Origin of the sequence: Streptomyces sp. CBMA152 (genome assembly GCF_014596475.1) — a bacterium.
In the GTDB taxonomy this organism is placed as follows: domain Bacteria; phylum Actinomycetota; class Actinomycetes; order Streptomycetales; family Streptomycetaceae; genus Streptomyces.
Genome location: NZ_MECJ01000029.1, coordinates 351185 through 371721 on the forward strand (window position 1 = coordinate 351185; position 20537 = coordinate 371721).

The following is a 20537-nucleotide window of genomic DNA, read 5'->3' on the forward strand; positions in this document are numbered from 1 at the left end:
GTTCCGGCAGGGGCGTCGGGGCGCTCGTAATTCGGCGAAACGAATCACCGGGGCGACCATTCGGTCACTCGGTCATTCGCGCGGGGTCAGCACCCGGGGGAGATCCAGTCGCTGCCGCTCACGCCGCCGGTGGAGTAGTCGTGGTTCGCGGTGTCGCCGGTCATGTGGCAGCCGCGTGCGGTGTTGGTGATGTCCGCGCGAGCGTGGAACCACTTGTTGGATGTCCAGGACCGCCAGTGCCCGATCCACACGTGCGGTGACTCGATGGGACCGCCGAAGTTCTGGGGAGGCTGGTTGTAGAGGAACGTGATGTGGTAGCTGCCGTCCGGGTCGTAGATGGCCACGCCGATGTTGGAGGTGAACGGCTGGTTGAAGGACTGGTAGCGCGCGAACACGGCGTAGCAGTCCTGGTCGTACCACTGCTCCACGGTGCCGATCCTGGTGCTGTACGCGCTGTTGTCGTACATGCGCACCTGGCCGATCAGGACCAGGTTCTGCGACCGGCAGCCCGTCTCGGCCTCGCCGCCCGCCGCGTGTGCGCCCGTGGTGTTGACCGCCGTGAGCGCCAGCGCCGCTATCCCGAGCCCGATCGCGCGCTTGACTTTCGAACCTGGCTTGAATGAACGCACGTTCATGACTGTCCCCCATCAAGTTCGGTGGTGGTGCCGGTACTTGCGGGGGACAGCCTGACGTCTGGGGCCACTGGTGCGCGCCCTGTCGGTCCGACTCTTTGTTTGATTCTTAACGTCTTTGCCGGGAGGCTACTGCTCCGCGACCTTGTCGTACGTCAACTGGTCGCCGTTGTCGTCGTTCCGGCGGTTCAGGCGGCCGTCCGGTTCGATCGTGAGGGTCGTGGCCGCGCCCGGGCTGCACGAGCCGGACGGGCCGGACTCGACGGTCGACGGGCCGAGGTGGAGCGGGCCGTTGGGGTCGGCGGGCGCGGCCAGCTTGGCGCGGAAGATGCAGTGGTAGGTGCCGCCGGTGTCCAGCGGGCCGTCCGCCATGAGGGTCAGTACGGTGTCGCCGACCTTGCCGGGCTGGAGGACGAGACGGCGGGTGCTGGTGCCGCCTGCACTGTCGATCGCGCCGGACCAGGTGCCGAGGTACTTCCGCGGGATGTCGCCGCTTGCGGTGGACGGGCTGGGGGTGGGGGTGTCCGGCGAGGTGGAACTCGGGGTGTCGGACGGGAAGTTGGGGGTTTGTGACGTCGCCGACGCCGGGGACTTCTTGTTCTCGTCCTTGCTGTCGCCGTTCATGAACGCGTACACAGAACCGCCCGCGCCCAGGGCCACCACCAGCGCGACGACGACCAGCGCGATCGTGGACTTGGTGCTGCGACGCGGGGGCTCCTCCGGGGGGAGCGGGGGCGGGCCGAAGCCGGGGGTGGGGTACGGGTGCGGATAGCCGTATCCGGCGGGCGGGTGCGCGTTCATGGGCGGGCCGTAGCCGTGGTGGGGGGCGGGCTGGCCGGTGCCGTTGGGGGAGATGACGGTGGGGGTGGGGGCCGCGGCCGGGGCGGGCCAGGCGGCGGGGGCCGTTGGCGGCTGCGGCGGGGCTATGGGTTCTTTCGGTTCTTTCGGTTCTTTCGCTACGAGGGGGTTCTGTCCCGTACCGCCCTCCGGGTTCTCTATCTCCAGCAACTGGACGGCGTGGGAGCCGAGTTGGGCGACGAGCGCGCCGGGCAGCCAGGGTCCCTTGGGCTGGTCGTCGTGGCCCAGCCGCTCCAGTATCGCTTCGAGGGACGGGCGCGCGGCCGGGTCCTTGTGCAGACAGTCCTGTACGAGGTCGCGCAACGACTCCGGGACGCCGTCGAGGTCCGGCGGCTCCTGCGCGATCCGGAACATCAACGCGTGCACCCCGCTGGCGGTGCCGCCGAACGGGAGCTTCCCGCTGGCCGCGTACGCGAGGACCGAGCCGAGGCAGAACACGTCGCAGGCGGGGGTGACGCGGTCGCCGCGTACCTGCTCGGGCGCCATGAAGCCGGGCGATCCGACGAGGGCGCCGGTGCGCGTCAGCCCCGCGTCGGTGACCGTCTCCAGCGCCCTGGCTATGCCGAAGTCGATGACGCGGGGGCCGTCGATGGTGATCAGCACGTTCGAGGGCTTCAGGTCGCGGTGGATCAGCCCGGCGGCGTGGATGTCCTGGAGGGCGTGGGTGAGGCCTCGGGCGAGGACGCGTACGGAGTGCTGGGGGAGGGGGCCGTGGTCGCCGCCGACGACTTCCTGGAGGCTGGGGCCGGCGACGTATCCGGTGGCGACCCAAGGGGTGGGTGCCTCGGTATCCGCATCCAGCACGGGGGCGGTCCACTGTCCCCCCACGCGCCGGGCGGCCTGCACTTCCTGCCTGAACCGCCCGCGGAATTCCTGCTGCTCGGCAAGTTCTTGCCGTACGAGCTTCACGGCGACGGTGCGCCCCCGCTCGGACCGGGCGAGATACACCTGCCCCATCCCACCGGCGCCGAGCCGCGCCAACAGCCGATACGCCCCGATCCGCTGCGGATCCCCGGACTCCAGTTGCTCCATGTCCGCCCGCCGCCTCCCCCCGCTCGAATGAGCTCCAACGGGCTGAGGATAGTGCGCCCGGGCGGTGAGGACCCCCACCCCACCCCTTCCCGAAACTCTCCGAGGGGTCTGGTCGGCTGCGGACCGTGCTGGCTTGCTCGCGCAGTTCCCCGCGCCCCTAGGTAGTTAGGGGCGCGGGGAACTGCGCGACCAGCCCCCACCGGGCCGCAGACGAACGACACCTGCCGGAGGCTTTCGGGAAGGGGCGGGGTGGGGAACGCCCGCCGTAGGCGGCAACCGAGCCGCAGACGGAGAACGCGCCCCACGACGTCGCGGCTGCTCAGAGTGGCGGTGGGTCTATGGCAGCTGGTCCAGGAACCAGGTGGAGAGTTCCTCGGTGACCAGGGTGTGCGTCTCGCTCTGGGAGGCGAATTTGACGTCGTGGAAGGGCGACTCCTCCAGCTCCTCATCGCTGATCGGGGTGTAGAGGTCGTCGTGGGTGGCCGGCTCCCGTACGGAGACGGCGCTGACGGCCGGGACGAAGCAGTGCTCGCGGATCGGGTTGTCGACGCCGAAGCCCGGGACCTTGTTCAACGCGTCGGCGAGGATGCCGAAACCGGGAAGGGTGCCGCCGGGTGCGCCGTCGAAGTCGGGCAGTCCGTTGGTGCGGATCTCGCGGGTGGGGATGGTGACCACCCGGAGCTTGGCGACCAGTTGGTCGTCGCCCTCGGACTGGGTCCGCAGCTCGGTGCCGGTGACGGCCAGCCCCCTGCCGATGACGGCTCCGGCCCCGGGAGCCACGCCGTTGCCCTCGCCGTTGGAGGGGCCGTTGGCGAGGGCGATCAGCCGGGTCTCCCTCGCCCGGGGCCAGTTGCCGACTTCCTCCAGCGCGCGCAGGAACGCGATGCGCCGGTCACTGGTGGCGGGCTTGTCCTCCCAGTCCGCGATGTGCTGCCAGAGCAACTCCTGGGCGGCCGGGCTGTTGATCTGGTCCGAGAAGCGACGGTCGAGCTTCTTGGTGTAGTGCGCGAACGCCTGGAGGGCGATGGGGATCCAGGCGCCGGTGTGCGGGCTGTCGTAGGAGTAGTAGAGCTGCGTCTGGTGCTCGATGCCATCCGTCTCCAATTTGGCGAGGGCATAACGAGTGACCAGGCCGCCCATGCTGAAGCCGCCGACGGTCAGCGGGTGGTCGCCCTCGCGGCGGTCGATCGCCTCGATGACGGCCGCCATCACCGCGTCGGCGTTCTGCAGGATCGACGCGCTGCGCTCGTGGTAGCCGACCAGGACCACGTCGCGGCCCCGGCGGCGGATCTCACTCAGAAGCGGGTACGGGCCGTGCTCCAGGAGCTCCCAGGTGAGGCTGAGGTCGGTGGGGCCGACACTGAAGCCGTCCGCCACCAGGACCGGGCGGGTGAGCCGGCCGTTGCCCTCGCCGTAGTAGACCCAGGCGGTGCCGTAGGGGAGCTCCCAGACGTCGTCGGGCGGGGGCGGGATGCGGTCGGTTGTCTGTGGGCCGGGCGCCAGGATGATCGGGGAACCGGACTGGAAGGCTTCGGCGGCCTGCTCTTCGGTGATGCTCACGGCATTCCCTTTCCTGAGGGTGGGGGCGGGGCCCCTCCTTACGGATCGCATGCCGGGTCCGGGGTTTTGTGGCCTCGCGTCCGTGCCCGGCAAGACAATGACAACGCGCCCGCCACCCTCTGTACTAGATCGTATGCAGACAGTTACGAACCCCTGGCATGCGGGAGCGTGGCCGCCGACCAATCGGGGGCGAAACGTTTCCCGCGCGAACAGGTGACCCTTCGGTCAGGAACGGTCAAAAGGCAGGCGGACGCGATCACTCGGCCGACTGATCGCACCACAAACCGCGTACCGCAACTGTCCGGATCGTGCGATCGGGGAGCAGAGGCGATCGATTGACGACTTGGCGCGCCTCCGACCAGCACGCCGACGTAACGGGCCCACCGGCCCGCGGCCGAAGAACCGGGCCCGGGGGCGACACCCTGCCGAGCCACGCGCCCCACGGCAGACAACCTGGCCATACCCACCCCCACCTGCGACGACCTACCCTCGCTCCATGACCCCTCATGTCGAACCCGACCCCCGGGCCGGCGCGGCCGTGAAGGCTGCTGACCGTGCGCACGTGTTCCACTCCTGGTCCGCCCAGGGCCTGATCGACCCGCTCGCCGTCGCCGGCGCGGAGGGTTCGTACTTCTGGGACTACGACGGAAACCGCTACCTCGACTTCACCAGCGGCCTCGTCTTCACCAATATCGGGTACCAGCACCCCAAGGTTGTTGCCGCGATTCAGGAGCAGGCCGGGAAGCTCGCCACCTTCGCCCCCGCCTTCGCCGTCGAGGCGCGCTCGGAGGCCGCACGCCTCATCGCCCAGCGCACCCCCGGCGACCTCGACAAGATCTTCTTCACCAACGGCGGCGCCGAGGCCGTCGAGAACGCCGTACGGCTGGCCAGGATCCACACCGGGCGCCACAAGGTGATGAGCGCTTATCGGTCGTATCACGGGGCCACCTCGACGGCCATCAATCTGACCGGCGACCCGCGCCGCTGGGCCTCCGACACCGGGTCCGCCGGTGTCGTGCGGTTCTGGGCGCCCTTCCTCTACCGGTCCGCCTTCTACGCCACCACCGAAGCCGAAGAGTGCGCCCGCGCGCTCACGCACCTCGAAGACACCATCGCCTTCGAAGGCCCCGGCACCATCGCCGCCATCATCCTGGAGACCATCCCCGGCACCGCCGGGATCATGACCCCGCCCCCCGGCTACCTCCCTGGCGTACGCGAGATCTGCGACAAGTACGGGATCGTCCTCGTCCTCGACGAGGTCATGTCCGGGTTCGGCCGCACCGGTGCCTGGTTCGCCGCCGATCACTACGACGTCACGCCCGACCTCATGACCTTCGCGAAGGGCGTGAACTCCGGGTACGTCCCGCTCGGCGGCGTCGCCATCTCCGCCGAGATCGCCGCCACCTTCGACAAGCGGCCGTTCCCGGGCGGACTCACGTACTCCGGCCACCCCCTCGCCTGCGCCGCAGCCGTCGCGACCCTCAACGTCATGGCCGACGAGGGCATCGTCGACCAGGCCGCCCACATCGGCTCGGCCGTCCTGGAGCCGGGGCTGCGCGAGCTCGCCGCCCGCCACCCCTCGGTCGGCGAGGTGCGCGGCACGGGCGTGTTCTGGGCGCTTGAGCTCGTGAAGAACCAGGAGACGCGCGAACCGCTCGTCCCGTACAACGCCGCCGGCGCCGACGCCGCCCCCATGGCCGCCTTCGGCGCCGCCTGCAAGAAGAACGGCCTCTGGCCCTTCATCAACATGAACCGCACCCACGTCGTCCCGCCGTGCAACATCACGGAGGCCGAGGCCAAGGAAGGCCTCGCCGTCCTGGATGACGCCCTGGCCGTTGCCGACGAGTACACGACCGGCTGACAAGGACATCAGTACGGCCCGGAGCGAACGTTCCGGGCCGTATTTGCGTATCTGCGCAAGAATGTGCCAGGCTGCCGCCTGCCGCAGCCGGTGTGTTCCACTCCGGGCTGATCCTCCCAGTTCGTACGGTTCTCCCGATGAAGCCGATGAAGCCGATGAAGCCACAGACCTCCTCCCGGCGGCCCGTCTGGATCGATCTGGCGGTCGCCGCGGCCGTTCTGGTGCTCGGCTATCTCGTCCTCCAGGTCGGCAAGGGCACCACCGTCAACTTCGACCCGGCGGACGTCGCCACCACCGACACCAGCCCGGCCCGCCTCCCGTACGACGCCGCCCGCTCGCTCCTGCGGATGTTCGTCGCGCTGGGACTTTCCGTCTGCTTCACCTTTGTGTACGCGTACGCCGCCGCCAAAAGCCGTCGGCTGGAGCGGGTCCTCGTCCCCGCGCTCGACATCCTCCAGTCCGTCCCCGTCCTCGGGTTCCTGACCGTCGCCGTCACCGGGTTCATCGCCCTCTTCCCCGGCTCCCTCCTCGGCCTCGAATGCGCGTCGATCTTCGCGATCTTCACTTCGCAGGCCTGGAACATGACCTTCAGTTTTTATCGGTCGCTGATCACTCTTCCCCGCGAACTCGACGAGGTCTCGCGGTCGTTCGGCTTCACCCGGTGGATGCGGTTCTGGCGGATCGAGCTCCCCTCCGGGGCGATCGACCTCGTCTGGAACGGGATGATGAGCTTCGCCGGAGGCTGGTTCTTCCTCGTCGCCTCCGAGGCCATCAGCGTCGGCAACAAGGCGTACGCGCTGCCCGGCGTCGGCTCGTACGCCGGTGCCGCGATCGCCGAGGGCGACCTCGGGAAGATCGGCTGGGCGATCGCCACCATGGCCGTCCTCGTCATCGGCGTGAACTTCTTCTTCTGGCGGCCGCTCACCGCCTGGGTGGAGAAGTTCAAGAACGAGCAGTCCGAGGCGAGTGAAGTCCAGCGCTCGGTCGTTCTTGATTTTCTGCGGAGGTCCAACTGGCCCACCAGAATGGCCCGTTGGAGCCGTCCCCTGCGCGAAGGAATCGCGCGTGCCGCCCGCGTCCTCGGGCGCGACGACCGGCCCCTCGCCCACGATCCCGCCCGCCGCCGCCTCGGCGACCTCGTCTTCGGCACGGTCGGCCTCCTGCTCGTCGGGTGGGGGCTGTTCTGCCTGCTGCGCTACCTCCACGAGCGCACCGGGCTCAGCGTCTTCGGTGAACCGTTGCTGCTCGGGCTCGCCACCCTCGCCCGCGTCGCCGTGCTCGTGACCGTCGCGACGCTGGTGTGGGTGCCGGTCGGGGTGAAGATCGGGTTCTCGCCGAGGCTCGCGCGGATCGCCCAGCCCGTGGTGCAGGTCCTCGCGAGCTTTCCGGCCAACTTCCTCTTCCCGCTGGCCATGTGGGCCTTCCTGCGCACCGGCGTGAACATGAACGTCGGCTGTGTTCTGCTGATGGCGCTCGGCGCCCAGTGGTACATCCTCTTCAACACCATCGCGGGCGCCATGGCGATCCCGTCCGACCTGCGCGAGGCCATGGATGACCTGGGCGTACGCGGGCGGCAGCGCTGGCGGCGGCTGATCATCCCGGGGATCTTCCCCTCGTACGTCACCGGCGGGATCACCGCGTCCGGCGGCGCCTGGAACGCCTCGATCGTCTCCGAGGTCGTCACCTTCGGCGGGACGACCCTGACGGCGACCGGGCTCGGCGCGTACATCTTCCACGCCACCGAGAACGGCGACTTCCCCCGGCTGATCGCGGGCGTCGCCGTGATGAGCCTGTACGTGGTGGCGGTCAACCGGCTGGTGTGGCGGCGGCTGTACCGGTTCGCCGAGACCCGTTACTCCCTCTGATCGCGCCGAAGTCGTACGCGTCAAAGTCGAAAGGAGACCTTCATGGCCGACACCACCGCATCCGCCTCTGTGGGTGAAGTCCTGTTGCGCGCCGAGGCGTTGACCAAGTCGTACGCAGGCGCCGACGGTGAGCTCCCCGTGCTCGGCGGGATCGATCTGGAGATCCGCGCGGGCGAGATCGTGGCGCTGCTCGGCAAGTCCGGCTCCGGCAAGTCCACGCTGCTGCGGTGTCTGGCGGGGCTGCTTCCGGTGAGCTCGGGGGCGGTCGCGTACCGGGGCGAGCCGCTGACCGGGGCCAATCCGGGGACCGCGATGGTCTTCCAGACGTTCGCGCTGCTGCCCTGGCTCACCGTGCAGCAGAACGTGGAGCTGGGGCTTGAGGCGAAAGGCGTACCGGCGAAAGAACGCGCCGCCGCTGCTGTGCAGGCCATTGACCTCATCGGGCTCGACGGGTTCGAGAGCGCGTATCCCAAGGAGCTCTCGGGCGGGATGCGCCAGCGCGTCGGGTTCGCGCGGGCGCTGGTGGTCGAGCCCGATGTGCTGATGATGGACGAGCCGTTCTCGGCGCTCGACGTGCTGACCGCCGAGAACCTGCGCGGCGAGCTGATGGAGCTGTGGGAGTCCGGGCAGTTCCCGACCCGGGCGGTGGTGCTCGTGACGCACAACATCGAGGAGGCCGTCCTGATGGCGGACCGGGTCGTGGTGCTCGGGGCGCGGCCGTACGGCACGATCCGCGAGACGTTCACCGTCGATCTGCCCCGGCCGCGCGATCGCCAGAGCGCGGCCTTCGAGCGGATCGTCGATGCGATCTACGAGGTGATGACGGGGCGCGCGAAGGACGTCCCGAAGCTTTCGGAGCCGGGCACGGGCCGCCGCACGCCGGGCAACACGCCGGTGCCGCCGGCTTCCGTCGACGGCCTCTCGGGGCTCGCGGAGATCGTGGCGCAGCACGACGAGGACCGCGCCGACGTGGCCGGACTCGCGGACGAGCTCGGGCTCGAAGTGGACGATCTGCTGCCGCAGATCGACGCCCTGGAACTGCTCGGACTCGCCGAGGTCGAGGGCGGGGACCTGGCGCTGACCGAGCTGGGCTCCGCGTACGCGCGCGCCGACGTCCAGGAGTCCAAGCGGCTCTTCGCCCAGGCGGCGCTCGCGGTCCCGCTGGTCGCGGTGATCACCAGCAGTCTGACCCACGCCCCCGACCAGTCGCTGCGCGCCGGTTTCTTCCGCGATCTGCTCGCCCACCACTACACCAGCGAGCAGGTCGACCGGCAGCTGGAGACGGCGACGGACTGGGGCAGGTACGCGGAGTTGTTCGGCTACCACGCGGATACCGAGGAGTATCGCCTGGACATGTGACCGTAATGCTCCGCGCCGCCTGGCCTATCGTGTGCGGGATAGCCGCGGAGGGGAGGGACGCCCATGAGCAACGGATCAGGCAACGGTCACGGCACCGGACCAGGCACCGGTTCCGGCGTGACGCGCAGCACGCTGCGCCGCCAGATCGCCGACGCGCTGCGCGACGAGATACTGGCCGGGCGTCTGCGGCCCGGCGAGGAGTTCACCGTCAAGCAGATCGCGGAGCAGTACGGGGTGAGCGCGACCCCCGTCCGCGAGGCGCTGGTCGACCTGACCGCGCAGGGGCTGCTCGACTCCGACCAGCACCGGGGCTTCCGCGTCCACGAGTTCTCCGTCGAGGACTACGAGGGCATGGTCGAGGCCAGGTCGCTGATCGTGAACGGGATCTTCCGCAAGATCACCGAACTCGGCGCCGCCCACGGCCCCGCGCTGATTTCCGTGCGCCGCCGCGCCGAGGAGGCCGCCCGGGCCGCCCGCAGCGGCGACCTCAACATCCTCATCGGCTACGACCTCCGCTTCTGGCGCGAGCTCGGCGCCCTCGCCGGAAACCCGTACATCTCGGACTTCCTGCATCGGCTGCGGATGCAGTGCTGGGTCTTCGCGGTCCCGTATCTGCGCGGGCGCACCGACCTCACCGACTGGCTGTGGAGCGGCCACGGCGACCTCGTGGACGCAGTGATCGCGGGCGACGGCGACGCGGCGTTCGCGGTGATCTGCGCGTACAACACCCACTCGCTGACCTGGGCGGAGCGGCTGAAGCGGTGACCGACGGCCGCCCCCTCGACCTCTCGGTCGTCGTCCCCGCGTACAACGAGGAGCGGCGCCTCGGCCCCACCCTGGACGCGATCCGCGACCATCTGCACTCCTCACCGCTGACCTGGGAACTGATCGTCGTCGACGACGGTTCGGACGACGCCACCGCCGACATCGCGCGCGAGGCCGCCGCCCAGGACGCGCGCATACGCCTCGTCGCCGCCGAGCAGAACCGGGGCAAGGGACACGCCCTGCGCCTGGGCGTCGCCGACTCACGGGGCGCCCGCGTCCTGCTCACCGACGCCGACCTCGCCACCCCGGTCGCCGAGCTGGACCGGCTCACCAAGGAGCTCGACGGCGCCCAGGCGGCCGCCGCGATCGGCTCGCGCGCACACCCCGAGGCCGACATAGCGGTCCACCAGAGCCGGGTGCGCGAATGGCTGGGGCGGATGGGCAACCGGCTCATACGGGCCGTCGCCGTCCCCGGCATCCACGACACACAGTGCGGCTTCAAGCTCTTCGACGGCGACAAGGCGCGGGCGGCCTTCGCGGACGCCCGCCTCGACGGCTGGGGCATCGACGTCGAGATCCTCCAGTACTTCCGCCGCCACGGCTGGCCCGTCGCCGAGGTCCCGGTCCGCTGGTCCCACCAGGAGGGCTCGAAGGTCGGCCCGGCGGACTACGGCCGGGTGCTGCTGGAACTGGTCCGCCTGAAGGCGAGAGCGGCGAGCCGTACGAATGTGGTGCTGCTGGCGCTATTTCTCCTTACCTCGGTCCTGCTCTACAAGAACCTGTGGACGGACCTGGGGCGGGGCTATCTGGCCGACTCGGGGCAGGACCAGAACCAGTGGGAGTGGTTCTTCGCGGTCACGGCCGACAACGTCGCGCATCTGCGGGACCCGCTGTTCACGACGCTTCAGAACTACCCCGACGGCGTGAACCTCATGGGCAACACCCCCATGCTGGGCCTGTCGGTCCCGCTCGCGCCGGCGACGCTCACCCTCGGCCCGACCGTCACCTGGGCGCTCGTCCTCACCCTGGGCCTCACCGCCACCGCGTACGCCTGGTTCCGGCTCTTCGCGAAGTGGGTGACCCGCGAGCCGTGGGCCGCCGGGCTCGGCGGGGCGTTCGCCGCGTTCGCGCCGCCGATGATCTCGCACGCCAACGCGCATCCGAACTTCTGCGTGCTGTTCATGATCCCGCTGATCCTCGACCGCGTGCTGCGGCTGTGCGCCCCGGCCGCGGACGTGCGCCGGGACGGGGTGCTGCTCGGCCTGTTCACCGCGTACCAGATCTTCCTCGGCGAGGAAGTCCTGCTGCTCGCCTCGCTCGGCATCCTGCTCTTCGCGCTGTCGTACGCACTGGCCCGCCGAGACGTAGTACGCACGGCCTGGCGCCCGCTCGCGCAGGGGGTCGGGGTGGCGCTACTGGTCTGTCTGCCGCTGGTCGCATACCCGCTGACCTGGCAGTTCTTCGGCACCCAGAGCTATCACTCGGTGCTGCACGGCGACGGCGCGGGCAACAGCCCGCTGTCCTTCCTGCGCTTCTCCGGCCGCGCGCTGCTCGGCGACGAGTCGGTGGCGGACAAGCTGGCGCTGAACCGGACCGAGCAGAACGCGTTCTACGGCTGGCCGCTGATCGCGCTCGCCTTCGCGATCACGGTACGGCTGTGGCGCCACGCACTGGTGAAGGCGCTGGCGTGCACGGCGGTGGCGGCGGCGGTGCTCTCGCTCGGCCAGAAGATCCGCATCCCGTACACGGACGTGGTCCTGCCAGGCCCCTGGCGCGCCCTGGCCCACCGCCCGCTCTTCGAGTCGGTGATCGAGGGCAGGGTGGCGATGATCTGCGCACCGGCGCTGGGGGCGTTGGTGGCGGTGGCGGTGGGGCGGTTGATGGCTTCTGCTGCTCGGGTGAACCGTTTTGTCGGCCTCGCGGCCGTGGCGGTGGCGCTGCTGCCGATCGTGCCGACGTCGCTGCCGGTGAATCAGCGGGCGCCGGTGCCGGAGTTCCTGGCGGACGGGTTGTGGCGTACGTATGTGAAGCCCGGAGAGTCCGTGGTCACCGTCCCGGTCCCGGACCCGGCCGCGGCCGACGCGCTGCACTGGCAGGTCAAGGCGGGCCTCGGCTTCCCGCTCCCCGGCGGCTACTTCAACGGCCCCTGGGGCCCCGACCACATCGGCATCTACGGCGCCTCCCCACGCTGGACCTCCAACCTCCTACGAGACGTCCGCTACGGCGCCCCGATCCCCGACATAGGCGAGTCCTGGCGCGCCCAGGCCCGCGCGGACCTGGCGTACTGGAAGGCGGGGGTGGTCGTACTCCCGCCACAGGACAACGAGGACGCGCTGTACGAGACGGTGTCGAGGTTGTTGGGGCGGCAGGGGCGGCGGGTGGGTGGGGTGTGGGTGTGGGATGTGGGGCGGTGAGCCTGGGCCCATGGGTTTTTAGGGGCGCGGGGAACTGCGCGAGCAACCCAGCACGGTCCGCAGACGAAAGCGGGTGCAGGGGCGAAGCCCCGCTGCCCACCCACCCCAGCCGGGGCCCGGGGCGGAGCCCCGAGCGGGGTGCAGGGGCCGCAGGCCCCGCGAACGGGGTCCGGGGGCGTAGCCCCCGGGAAACCACCTCCGCCCCCACCCACCCCCGGAGGGTTTAGGGAAGGGGTGGGGTGGGGCAGCTCACGCGGGGGCACAGCGTGGGCGCCGGGCGCGAGGGGTGTGCGGGTGGGCACCCGAAGGCGCGGACGCGCGGTCCGGTGCGCCGACAGGGGCGCATGGGACACCTGAGCCGACACCTTCGCGTCGCGTCGACGAGCCCCCCGCACGGGAGTTGACGGGCGAGCTTCGCGGAGCGTGCTCGGCGGACTACGCTGTCCCGACCATCGCGACCTCGTAAGGAGCCCCGTGGCCTGTGACTTGTGGCTGGTCCCCCTTGTCGACGTGCTGTGCCACAGCCCCGACAACCCGTTCGCCGAGGAAATCGCCTCGTACGACAAGGCGCTCGGCGAGGCCGGGCTGCCGCCCGTGCCCGTCTTCGCGTACATGCCCGGCCTCTCGGGCGACGTGGCCCCGGTCGCGGGCTTCGACTACGACGCGCTGCACTTCCTGCGCCGCGCCTACCTCCTCCAGCTCTGCCGCCTCGCGGTGACGCCGGTGGACGAGCTGGGCGGCGACTACGAGCAGCTTCTTGAGATGTTCGAGACGACGGCCCAGCAGTCACATCTGGTCTGGCACTACGACCACGCGGGCGCGTACGTTCCCGTCGACTTCGCCTCCCCGCTCGCCAACGAGGAACTGCTCGCCGGGGGCGGTCCGCTGGGCTCCACGCACGGGCTGCTGCGCGAGCTGGAGTTCGTGGCGCCGGCGATCGGCATAGACCCGGCGAACCCCCCGATGGCCCCGGCGCCGCCGGACCGCCCGACGTCCCTCGAAGAACCCGCGGGCCCCATCCCGTACGACGAGAGCCCCTTCGCACGCGAGCGGCACGTGTGGCTGGGGCTGCACGCGGCGGCGACGAGGTCGCTGGCGCAGGGCTCTATGATCATCTTCAGCTGAGGTCCCGTGGTCGGGTGGGGGATGTCGCCGGGGCACCATCGGCCCCACGCCTGACCGTAAACTCCGCGCCATCTGGCGGGAGTAGGACCGGGTCCATGGCACAAACGACGAGCGCTCAGAGCGCCGCCCCGGCCCGCTTCTCCGACGTCAAGGGGTGGTTCTGGCCCGCCGACCAACTGCTCTTCGACTGGTTCCTGGCCCGCCAGGAACGCCAGGAACTCCACGGTGACCTGCTGGAACTCGGCGCGTACCTGGGCAAGAGCGCGATCTTCATGGGGTCGTACCTGCGCGAGGACGAGACGTTCACGGTCTGCGACCTGTTCGACTCGCCCGCGCCGGACGACCCCAACAGCGAGGAGATGGACCGCTCGTACGCGACGCTGACGCGGCGGGCCTTCGAGTCCAACTACCTCTCTTTCCACGACGAGCTCCCGGTGGTCGTCCAGGCACCGACGTCGGTGATCGCGGGCCGGGTGCCCGCGTCGTCGTGCCGCTTCATCCATGTCGACGCCTCGCACCTGTACGAGCACGTCCACGGGGACATCTCGGCGGCTCGGTCGCTGATCGCGCCCGACGGGATCGTGGCGTTCGACGACTTCCGGGCGGAGCACTGTCCGGGGGTCGCGGCGGCGGTGTGGGGTGCGGTGGCCACGTCCGGCCTGCGGCCGATCGCCATCACCGGTACGAAGATGTACGGCACGTGGTCGGATCCGGCGCCCGCCCGGGAGGAGCTTCTGACCTGGCTGTCGGGGCGGTCGGACATGTGGCACGGGGTGGAGGAGGTGGCGGGTTCGCCGTTGATCCGGATCGACGGCAAGAAGGCGAAGTCTCCGGCGCATCCGAAGTCGAAGCACGAGGGCGCAACCCCCTCGACGCCGAAGGCGAAGCCCCCGGCCCCCCGCCAGCCCCTGACCCGCCGCCTGGCGAGGACGCTGCTCCCGCGCCGCTGACGCGGAGGTTTCCCCCACCCCACCCCTTCCCGAAACCCTGCCGGGGGCTGTCGTTCGTCTGGCGGCCGGTGGGGCCTGCTCGCGCAGTTCCCCGCGCCCCTTGATGGGCCCGGACGGCCCTCCTTAGGGGCGCGGGGAACTGCGCGAGCAACCCAGCACGATCCGCAGACAAAGCGGGGTGCAGGGGCACAGCCCCGCTACCCACCCACGCCAGCGGCGCGCTGGGGCGTGGCCCCGCTACCCACCCACCCCTGCCGGGGTTCGGGGCGGAGCTCCGAGCGGGGCGCAGGGGCCGCAGGCCCCGCGAACGGGGTCCGGGGGCGTAGCCCCCGGAGAGCCACCCTCCACCCCCACCCACCCCCGGAGGGTTTAGGGAAGGGGCGGGGTGGGGGCCAAAACCGCCGTAGGCCGCTAGCGCGGCGGCTCCGGGGGGCGCTGTCGCGGCATGTTCGGGCGCGTGCCCGGGGGGAGGGGGAAGCGGCCCGGGCCCGGGGCCGCGTCCGGGCGGGGGGTGGCCGACGCCAGGGACTGCATCACCAGGGGGGCCGGGCCGGAGCGGAACTCCACCATCCAGTCCGCCGTCTCGGAGCGGACCAGCTCCGTCACGTCCTCCGAGAAGCGACGCAACACCACCAGACAACGTTCCGCCGCCTCACTCGCCGTCCCCTCCGTCGGCCCCAACACCTCCCGCACACTCTCCGACGCCCAGTCGAACTGCAACCCCTGCAACCGCCGCTGCACCGCCTGCGCCGTCGCGACATCCCGCATCCACCCGGACGTGAGCCCGAAGTACCGGTCGCAGGCCAGGCACGCCGCGCCAAGGAGCAGCGACACGTAACCCCACCCGGACGCCCCCGACAGCGCCCCCGTCACATCGAGCAGCGGCAGCCCCGCCCCCGCGATCGCCCCCGCCGCCGTACACACCCGCAGCACCCGCGCGCCCCGCCGTTTCCACAGCCGGTCCGCGAGGTACCACTCGGCCGTGCGCAGCGCGCCCGCCTCCACCCACCGGTACAGCTCGTCGAGGCGTTCCGCGGGCTCGCCCCAGTCGCCGAGCGGGAACGGGCGTCCGGTCAGGTCGCCCTCGTCCCGGGGCGGTCCCGGCGGAAGCCCCTCGGGCTGCATCTCCGGCTGGCTCACCCGGCGCTCCCTCCGCGGTGCGTAATCGCCCCTGCGTAATCGACCCTGCGCGATCGGCCTGCGTAATCGACCTTCGTAACGTTCAGACGCGTAACGTACAGTCACGTATACGACGTGCCGCGTAACGATCCGTAGTCATCCGTTGCGCGACCGGCGCGCGGTCAGCCCGTGATCAGCCCTTCCTACCGCCGAATGGTGGGAGTCGGCCCCGATATCCCGGTATTTCCCCCCGTAAGTGGGCCCTGATCCGGCGCGGTGACGACGCCCGACTCACTCGAAAGAGTTGTGGGGCAGGCGCCGGGGAGACCACGTAGGCTCGGAGGGAACCGACGCAGCACACGACACGCGACAAGACGGAGTGCACCGTGATCCCTGGTGGTGGCCAGCCCAACATGCAGCAGCTGCTCCAGCAGGCGCAGAAGATGCAGCAGGACCTCGCCCGCGCGCAGGAGGAGCTCGCGCGGACCGAGGTCGACGGCCAGTCGGGCGGCGGTCTCGTCAAGGCGACCGTGACCGGCTCCGGTGAGCTGCGCGCCCTCGTCATCGACCCCAAGGCGGTCGACCCGGACGACACCGAGACCCTCGCCGACCTGGTCGTCGCCGCCGTACAGGCCGCGAACGAGAACGCCCAGCAGCTCCAGCAGGACAAGCTCGGCCCGCTGGCCCAGGGGCTCGGCGGCATGCCGGGCCTGCCGTTCTAGACCCGACAGACACCCGACAAGACCCGCACGGGTCCGCCCTTCTGCGGCGCCCGCGCACCAACTACCGTAAGCACGGTAGCGATCCGGCTGAGAGGCAGTCCGTTGTACGAAGGCGTGGTCCAGGACCTCATCGACGAGTTGGGCAGGCTGCCCGGCGTCGGTCCCAAGAGCGCGCAGCGGATCGCCTTCCACATCCTCCAGGCCGAGCCCACCGACGTACGCCGGCTCGCGCACGCCCTGCTCGAAGTGAAGGACAAGGTCCGCTTCTGCGCGGTGTGCGGGAACGTCGCGCAGCAGGAGCAGTGCAACATCTGCCGCGACCCGCGCCGCGACCTCTCCGTCATCTGTGTCGTCGAGGAGCCGAAGGACGTCGTCGCGATCGAGCGGACCCGTGAGTTCCGCGGCCGCTACCACGTCCTCGGCGGCGCCATCAGCCCCATCGAGGGCGTCGGCCCGGACGATCTGCGCATCCGCGAGCTGCTCGCCCGGCTCGCCGACGGCACGGTCACCGAGCTGATCCTGGCCACCGACCCCAACCTGGAGGGCGAGGCGACAGCGACGTACCTCGCCCGGATGATCAAGCCGATGGGCCTGAAGGTCACCCGGCTGGCCAGCGGACTCCCCGTCGGGGGAGATCTGGAGTACGCGGACGAGGTCACGCTCGGGCGGGCCTTTGAAGGAAGGCGACTTCTCGATGTCTGACGCAACGCTGCACGCGGCCAACCAGGATCCGGACTCCTTCGCGGTCCAGATCGCCGACCAGGTCGAGTCCTTCATCGTCGCGGTCACGGAAGTGGCCAGGGGCGACGAGCCGGACAGCGCGGTGCCGTTCCTGCTCCTTGAGGTCTCGCAGCTGCTCCTGGCCGGCGGGCGGCTCGGCGCGCACGAGGACATCGTCCCGGACGAGCGCTACGAGCCGGACCTCGGCCCGGAGCCCGACGTCGACGACCTGCGCGAGCGCTTCGCGGCCCTGTTGGAGCCGATCGACGTGTACTCCGAGGTCTTCGACCCGTACGAGCCGCGCAAGGCCCCCGTCGCCTGCCGTATCTCCGACGACCTCGCCGACGTCGTCACCGACCTGCGCCACGGCCTCGCCCACTACCGCGCGGGCCGCACCACCGAGGCGCTGTGGTGGTGGCAGTTCTCCTACTTCTCCAACTGGGGCTCCACCGCCTCCGCCACCCTGCGCGCCCTCCAGTCCCTGGTCGCCCACGTCCGCCTCAACCAGCCCCTGGAGGAGCTGGACGGCCTGGACACGGACGAGGACCTCTCCGAGGAGTCCCTGGCGGCCGAGGCGGGCCGCGTCATGGCCGAGGAACTCGCGGGCCCACTGGGCCTGCGGACGGTCAAGTAGCGGTAGGTGCAGGGCAGTTGAGCGTACGTACGGTACGTACGCTCACCTTGCTGCCTCCGCCCGGGGGCGCATGGACTCGCGTACATCCCGGGGCGGAGTCCGGGGGCGGGTAAGGGGCGCGCCGCGGGGGTCCCGCCCTGTGACCCCGCCCACACCCACGCGTACCCCCAGGTGGCGCGGGGCAGGTGACCCGCCGCGAGCGGGGCGGGTCCGGGGCTTTCCTGGGTTCCCCCCACCAAGATCATGTCGTGAGCGGGACATCTCACGATGTGGCACCACCCGGGTGGATCCGGCCCGCTCGTTAGACTGAGCCGACCGCAGTAATGGACTGAGCGAGGAGCGCACGTGGGCCTTGTCGTGCAGAAGTACGGAGGCTCCTCCGTTGCCGATGCCGAGGGCATCAAGCGCGTCGCCAAGCGGATCGTGGAAGCCAAGAAGAACGGCCACCAGGTGGTCGTCGTGGTTTCCGCGATGGGCGACACGACGGACGAGTTGATCGATCTCGCCGAGCAGGTATCTCCGATGCCGACCGGCCGGGAATTCGACATGCTGCTGACCGCCGGAGAGCGGATCTCCATGGCACTTCTCGCCATGGCGATCAAAAACCTGGGCCACAAAGCCCAGTCGTTCACGGGCAGCCAGGCCGGCGTCATCACCGACTCGGTCCACAACAAAGCGCGGATCATCGATGTCACGCCGGGGCGGATTCGTACCGCGCTCGACGAGGGCAACATCGCGATCGTGGCCGGGTTCCAGGGCGTCAGCCAGGACTCCAAGGACATCACCACGCTCGGCCGCGGTGGGTCGGACACGACCGCCGTCGCCCTCGCCGCGGCGCTGGACGCCGAGGTGTGCGAGATCTACACCGATGTCGACGGTGTGTTCACCGCGGACCCGCGTGTCGTGAAGAAGGCCCGGAAGATCGACTGGATCTCCTTCGAGGACATGCTGGAGCTGGCCGCGTCCGGCTCCAAGGTGCTGCTGCACCGCTGCGTCGAGTACGCACGCCGTTACAACATTCCGATCCATGTGCGCTCGTCCTTCAGCGGACTGCAGGGCACCTGGGTCAGCAACGAACCGCGAGGGGATCAGCAGGTGGAGCACGCCATCATCTCCGGAGTCGCCCACGACGTCTCCGAAGCGAAGATCACGGTGGTCGGCGTTCCCGACAAGCCCGGCGAGGCCGCGGCCATCTTCCGTACCATCGCGGACGCCGAGATCAACATCGACATGGTCGTCCAGAACGTGTCGGCCGCGTCGACCGGGCTGACGGACATCTCGTTCACGCTGCCGAAGGCCGAGGGCCGCAAGGCCATCGACGCGCTGGAGCGGGCGAAGGGCACCATCGGCTTCGAGTCGCTGCGCTACGACGACCAGATCGCCAAGATCTCGCTGGTCGGCGCCGGTATGAAGACGAACCCGGGTGTCACGGCCGGGTTCTTCGAGGCGCTCAGCGACGCCGGGGTCAACATCGAGCTGATCTCGACGTCCGAGATCCGCATCTCGGTGGTCACCCGCGCCGACGACGTCAACGAGGCCGTCCGCGCGGTGCACTCCGCCTTCGGGCTCGACTCCGACTCCGACGAGGCCGTGGTCTACGGGGGCACCGGACGATGACCCGCAAGCCGGCGCTCGCGGTCGTCGGAGCGACCGGGGGCGCCGGCGCGGTGCTGCTCCAGATCCTGTCCCAGCACGCGGACGTCTGGGGCGAGATCCGGTTGATCGCCTCCCCGCGCTCGGCGGGCCGTGTCCTCGCCGTGCGCGGCGAGGACACCGAGGTCCGGGCGCTCACCGAGGAAGCCCTCGACGGCGTCGACGTCGCCGTCTTCCTGGTGCCCGAGCAGGTCGCCGCCCAGTGGGCGCCGGTCGCCGCCGCCAAGGGCGCGGTGGTCGTGGACACCTCGGCGGCCTTCCGGATGGACCCGGCGGTGCCGCTGGTGGTGCCCGAGATCAACCCCCATTCCGTACGGCTGCGGCCGCGCGGCATCGTGGCGTCCCCGCACTGTGTGACGCTCGCGCTGATCGTGGCGGTGGGCGCGCTGCACGCCGAGTACGGGCTCAGCGAGCTCGTCGTCTCCACGTATCAGGCGGTCAGCGGAGCCGGCCGGGCCGGCGTCGCGACCCTGCGCGACCAGCTCTCCCTCGTCGCCGGTACGGAACTGGGCACCGCGCCCGGCGATGTGCGCCGGGCCGTGGGCGAGGACACCGGGCCGTTCGCGGCGCCGGTCGCGCTCAATGTGGTGCCGTGGTCGGGCGATCCGGCCGACGGCGGCTGGTCGACCGAGGAGCTGGGGCTGCGCGACGAGACCCGCAAGGTGCTCGATCTGCCGCGCCTGGCGGTGGCCGCGACCTGCGTACGGGTCCCGGTCGTCACCACCCACTCGGTCTCCGTGCACGCCCGCTTCGAGAACGAGGTCGAGGTGGCGCGGGCGAACGAGATCCTGGCGACCGCCCCGGGTGTCGTCCTCTTCGACAACCCGGCGGTGGGCGACTTCCCGACGCCCGCGGACTCGGTGGGCACCGACCCGGCGTGGGTCGGCCGGGTGCGGCGCTCGCTGGACGATCCGCACGCTCTTGACCTCTTTGTCTGCAGCGACAACCTCCGCAAGGGCGCGGCCCTGAACGCCGCGCAGATCGCGGAACTCGCGGCGGGCGAATTCACGGCGGAACAGCGCATGAACTCCGCGGAGAACTCTGCGGGCAACTCTGCGGCGAAGTAGCCACGAACTTTGTAGGATCTGTGAACGCTCTGTGAGCAAGTCGCTGGTCTGTACCACTTGAACTGCGCCGTTGCCCTGTTACACGATTCATTTCCGTGTCCCTGCAACCGGCAGCCCGGCATGGAGCGTCTATGCGGTCGCCCATTCAAGGTGCCGTAAATATTGGGGCATTGGGGAAGAGCGAGTACGCATGAGGACATT

Annotated in this window: 16 protein-coding genes; 12 read left to right on the plus strand and 4 right to left on the minus strand. The window is 70.3% G+C overall.

Translation table 11 applies throughout. From position 1 onward, the window contains the following. Positions 1 to 86: 86 nt before the first annotated feature. The 3 genes from BG418_RS28660 to BG418_RS28670 form a co-directional block, all read right to left on the minus strand. Positions 87 to 635 (minus strand): hypothetical protein, encoded by a 549-nt coding sequence (locus tag BG418_RS28660; RefSeq protein ID WP_188276888.1) that lies wholly within the window; start codon positions 633 to 635, stop codon positions 87 to 89. A gap of 126 nt (positions 636 to 761) precedes the next feature. Continuing rightward, a complete protein-coding gene (locus BG418_RS28665) occupies positions 762 to 2522 on the minus strand; it encodes a serine/threonine-protein kinase (RefSeq protein ID WP_188276889.1) in 1761 nt (586 codons plus the stop codon). Between the two features lie 336 nt (positions 2523 to 2858). Then, positions 2859 to 4082, minus strand: a complete 1224-nt coding sequence (locus tag BG418_RS28670) for a thioesterase domain-containing protein (RefSeq protein ID WP_317453789.1) — start codon at positions 4080 to 4082, stop codon at positions 2859 to 2861. 496 nt (positions 4083 to 4578) lie between these two features. On the opposite strand from BG418_RS28670, the gene BG418_RS28675 reads away from it, so the two are divergent. The 7 genes from BG418_RS28675 (at position 4579) to BG418_RS28705 (ending at position 14421) form a co-directional block, all read left to right on the plus strand. Continuing rightward, on the plus strand, positions 4579 to 5943 hold the full coding sequence (locus BG418_RS28675) for an aspartate aminotransferase family protein (RefSeq protein WP_188276891.1): 1365 nt from the start codon (positions 4579 to 4581) through the stop codon (positions 5941 to 5943). Positions 5944 to 6080: 137 nt separating this feature from the next. Continuing rightward, on the plus strand, positions 6081 to 7808 hold the full coding sequence (locus BG418_RS28680; RefSeq protein WP_223185529.1) for an ABC transporter permease subunit: 1728 nt from the start codon (positions 6081 to 6083) through the stop codon (positions 7806 to 7808). 42 nt (positions 7809 to 7850) lie between these two features. Continuing rightward, a complete protein-coding gene (locus tag BG418_RS28685; protein WP_188276892.1) occupies positions 7851 to 9167 on the plus strand; it encodes a nitrate/sulfonate/bicarbonate ABC transporter ATP-binding protein in 1317 nt (438 codons plus the stop codon). Between the two features lie 63 nt (positions 9168 to 9230). Then, positions 9231 to 9932 (plus strand): GntR family transcriptional regulator, encoded by a 702-nt coding sequence (locus BG418_RS28690; RefSeq protein ID WP_188276893.1) that lies wholly within the window; start codon positions 9231 to 9233, stop codon positions 9930 to 9932. Continuing rightward, entirely contained in the window at positions 9929 to 12346 is a 2418-nt protein-coding gene (locus BG418_RS28695; protein ID WP_317453790.1) for a glycosyltransferase family 2 protein, read from the plus strand. The genes BG418_RS28690 and BG418_RS28695 overlap by 4 nt, the downstream gene beginning before the upstream one ends. A gap of 474 nt (positions 12347 to 12820) precedes the next feature. Further along, on the plus strand, positions 12821 to 13471 hold the full coding sequence (locus tag BG418_RS28700; RefSeq protein ID WP_188276894.1) for a hypothetical protein: 651 nt from the start codon (positions 12821 to 12823) through the stop codon (positions 13469 to 13471). Between the two features lie 95 nt (positions 13472 to 13566). Beyond that, positions 13567 to 14421 (plus strand): class I SAM-dependent methyltransferase, encoded by an 855-nt coding sequence (locus BG418_RS28705; RefSeq protein ID WP_188276895.1) that lies wholly within the window; start codon positions 13567 to 13569, stop codon positions 14419 to 14421. Positions 14422 to 14832: 411 nt separating this feature from the next. Here the strand turns inward: BG418_RS28705 and BG418_RS28710 are convergent, their stop codons facing one another. Further along, on the minus strand, positions 14833 to 15561 hold the full coding sequence (locus tag BG418_RS28710) for an SLATT domain-containing protein (protein WP_399000659.1): 729 nt from the start codon (positions 15559 to 15561) through the stop codon (positions 14833 to 14835). Positions 15562 to 15926: 365 nt separating this feature from the next. Between BG418_RS28710 and BG418_RS28715 the strand changes: the two genes are divergently transcribed. The 5 genes from BG418_RS28715 (at position 15927) to BG418_RS28735 (ending at position 20336) form a co-directional block, all read left to right on the plus strand. Then, positions 15927 to 16262 carry a YbaB/EbfC family nucleoid-associated protein gene (locus tag BG418_RS28715; RefSeq protein WP_188276896.1) on the plus strand — a complete coding sequence of 112 codons (336 nt, stop codon included), beginning with the start codon at positions 15927 to 15929 and terminating at the stop codon, positions 16260 to 16262. A 102-nt stretch (positions 16263 to 16364) separates the two neighbouring features. Continuing rightward, on the plus strand, positions 16365 to 16964 hold the full coding sequence (recR, locus tag BG418_RS28720) for a recombination mediator RecR (RefSeq protein WP_188276897.1): 600 nt from the start codon (positions 16365 to 16367) through the stop codon (positions 16962 to 16964). Further along, the gene (locus BG418_RS28725) at positions 16957 to 17616 is read left to right on the plus strand and encodes a DUF5063 domain-containing protein (protein ID WP_188276898.1); all 660 of its coding nucleotides are present in this window, start codon (positions 16957 to 16959) and stop codon (positions 17614 to 17616) included. The genes recR and BG418_RS28725 overlap by 8 nt, the downstream gene beginning before the upstream one ends. A 345-nt stretch (positions 17617 to 17961) precedes the next feature. Next, complete coding sequence (locus BG418_RS28730) at positions 17962 to 19233, plus strand: aspartate kinase (protein ID WP_188276899.1); 1272 nt, start codon at positions 17962 to 17964, stop codon at positions 19231 to 19233. After that, the gene (locus tag BG418_RS28735; RefSeq protein WP_188276900.1) at positions 19230 to 20336 is read left to right on the plus strand and encodes an aspartate-semialdehyde dehydrogenase; all 1107 of its coding nucleotides are present in this window, start codon (positions 19230 to 19232) and stop codon (positions 20334 to 20336) included. The genes BG418_RS28730 and BG418_RS28735 overlap by 4 nt, the downstream gene beginning before the upstream one ends. Positions 20337 to 20537 lie beyond the last annotated feature (201 nt).

Bases quoted from the DNA above. Each gene is read 5' to 3' on its own strand.
- BG418_RS28660 (WP_188276888.1), bottom strand. From the start codon at position 635: ATGAACGTGCGTTCATTCAAGCCAGGTTCGAAAGTCAAGCGCGCGATC.
- BG418_RS28685 (WP_188276892.1), top strand. From the start codon at position 7,851: ATGGCCGACACCACCGCATCCGCCTCTGTGGGTGAAGTCCTGTTGCGC.
- BG418_RS28675 (WP_188276891.1), top strand. From the start codon at position 4,579: ATGACCCCTCATGTCGAACCCGACCCCCGGGCCGGCGCGGCCGTGAAG.
- BG418_RS28705 (WP_188276895.1), top strand. From the start codon at position 13,567: ATGGCACAAACGACGAGCGCTCAGAGCGCCGCCCCGGCCCGCTTCTCC.
- BG418_RS28680 (WP_223185529.1), top strand. From the start codon at position 6,081: ATGAAGCCGATGAAGCCGATGAAGCCACAGACCTCCTCCCGGCGGCCC.
- BG418_RS28725 (WP_188276898.1), top strand. From the start codon at position 16,957: ATGTCTGACGCAACGCTGCACGCGGCCAACCAGGATCCGGACTCCTTC.
- BG418_RS28690 (WP_188276893.1), top strand. From the start codon at position 9,231: ATGAGCAACGGATCAGGCAACGGTCACGGCACCGGACCAGGCACCGGT.
- BG418_RS28735 (WP_188276900.1), top strand. From the start codon at position 19,230: ATGACCCGCAAGCCGGCGCTCGCGGTCGTCGGAGCGACCGGGGGCGCC.
- BG418_RS28665 (WP_188276889.1), bottom strand. From the start codon at position 2,522: ATGGAGCAACTGGAGTCCGGGGATCCGCAGCGGATCGGGGCGTATCGG.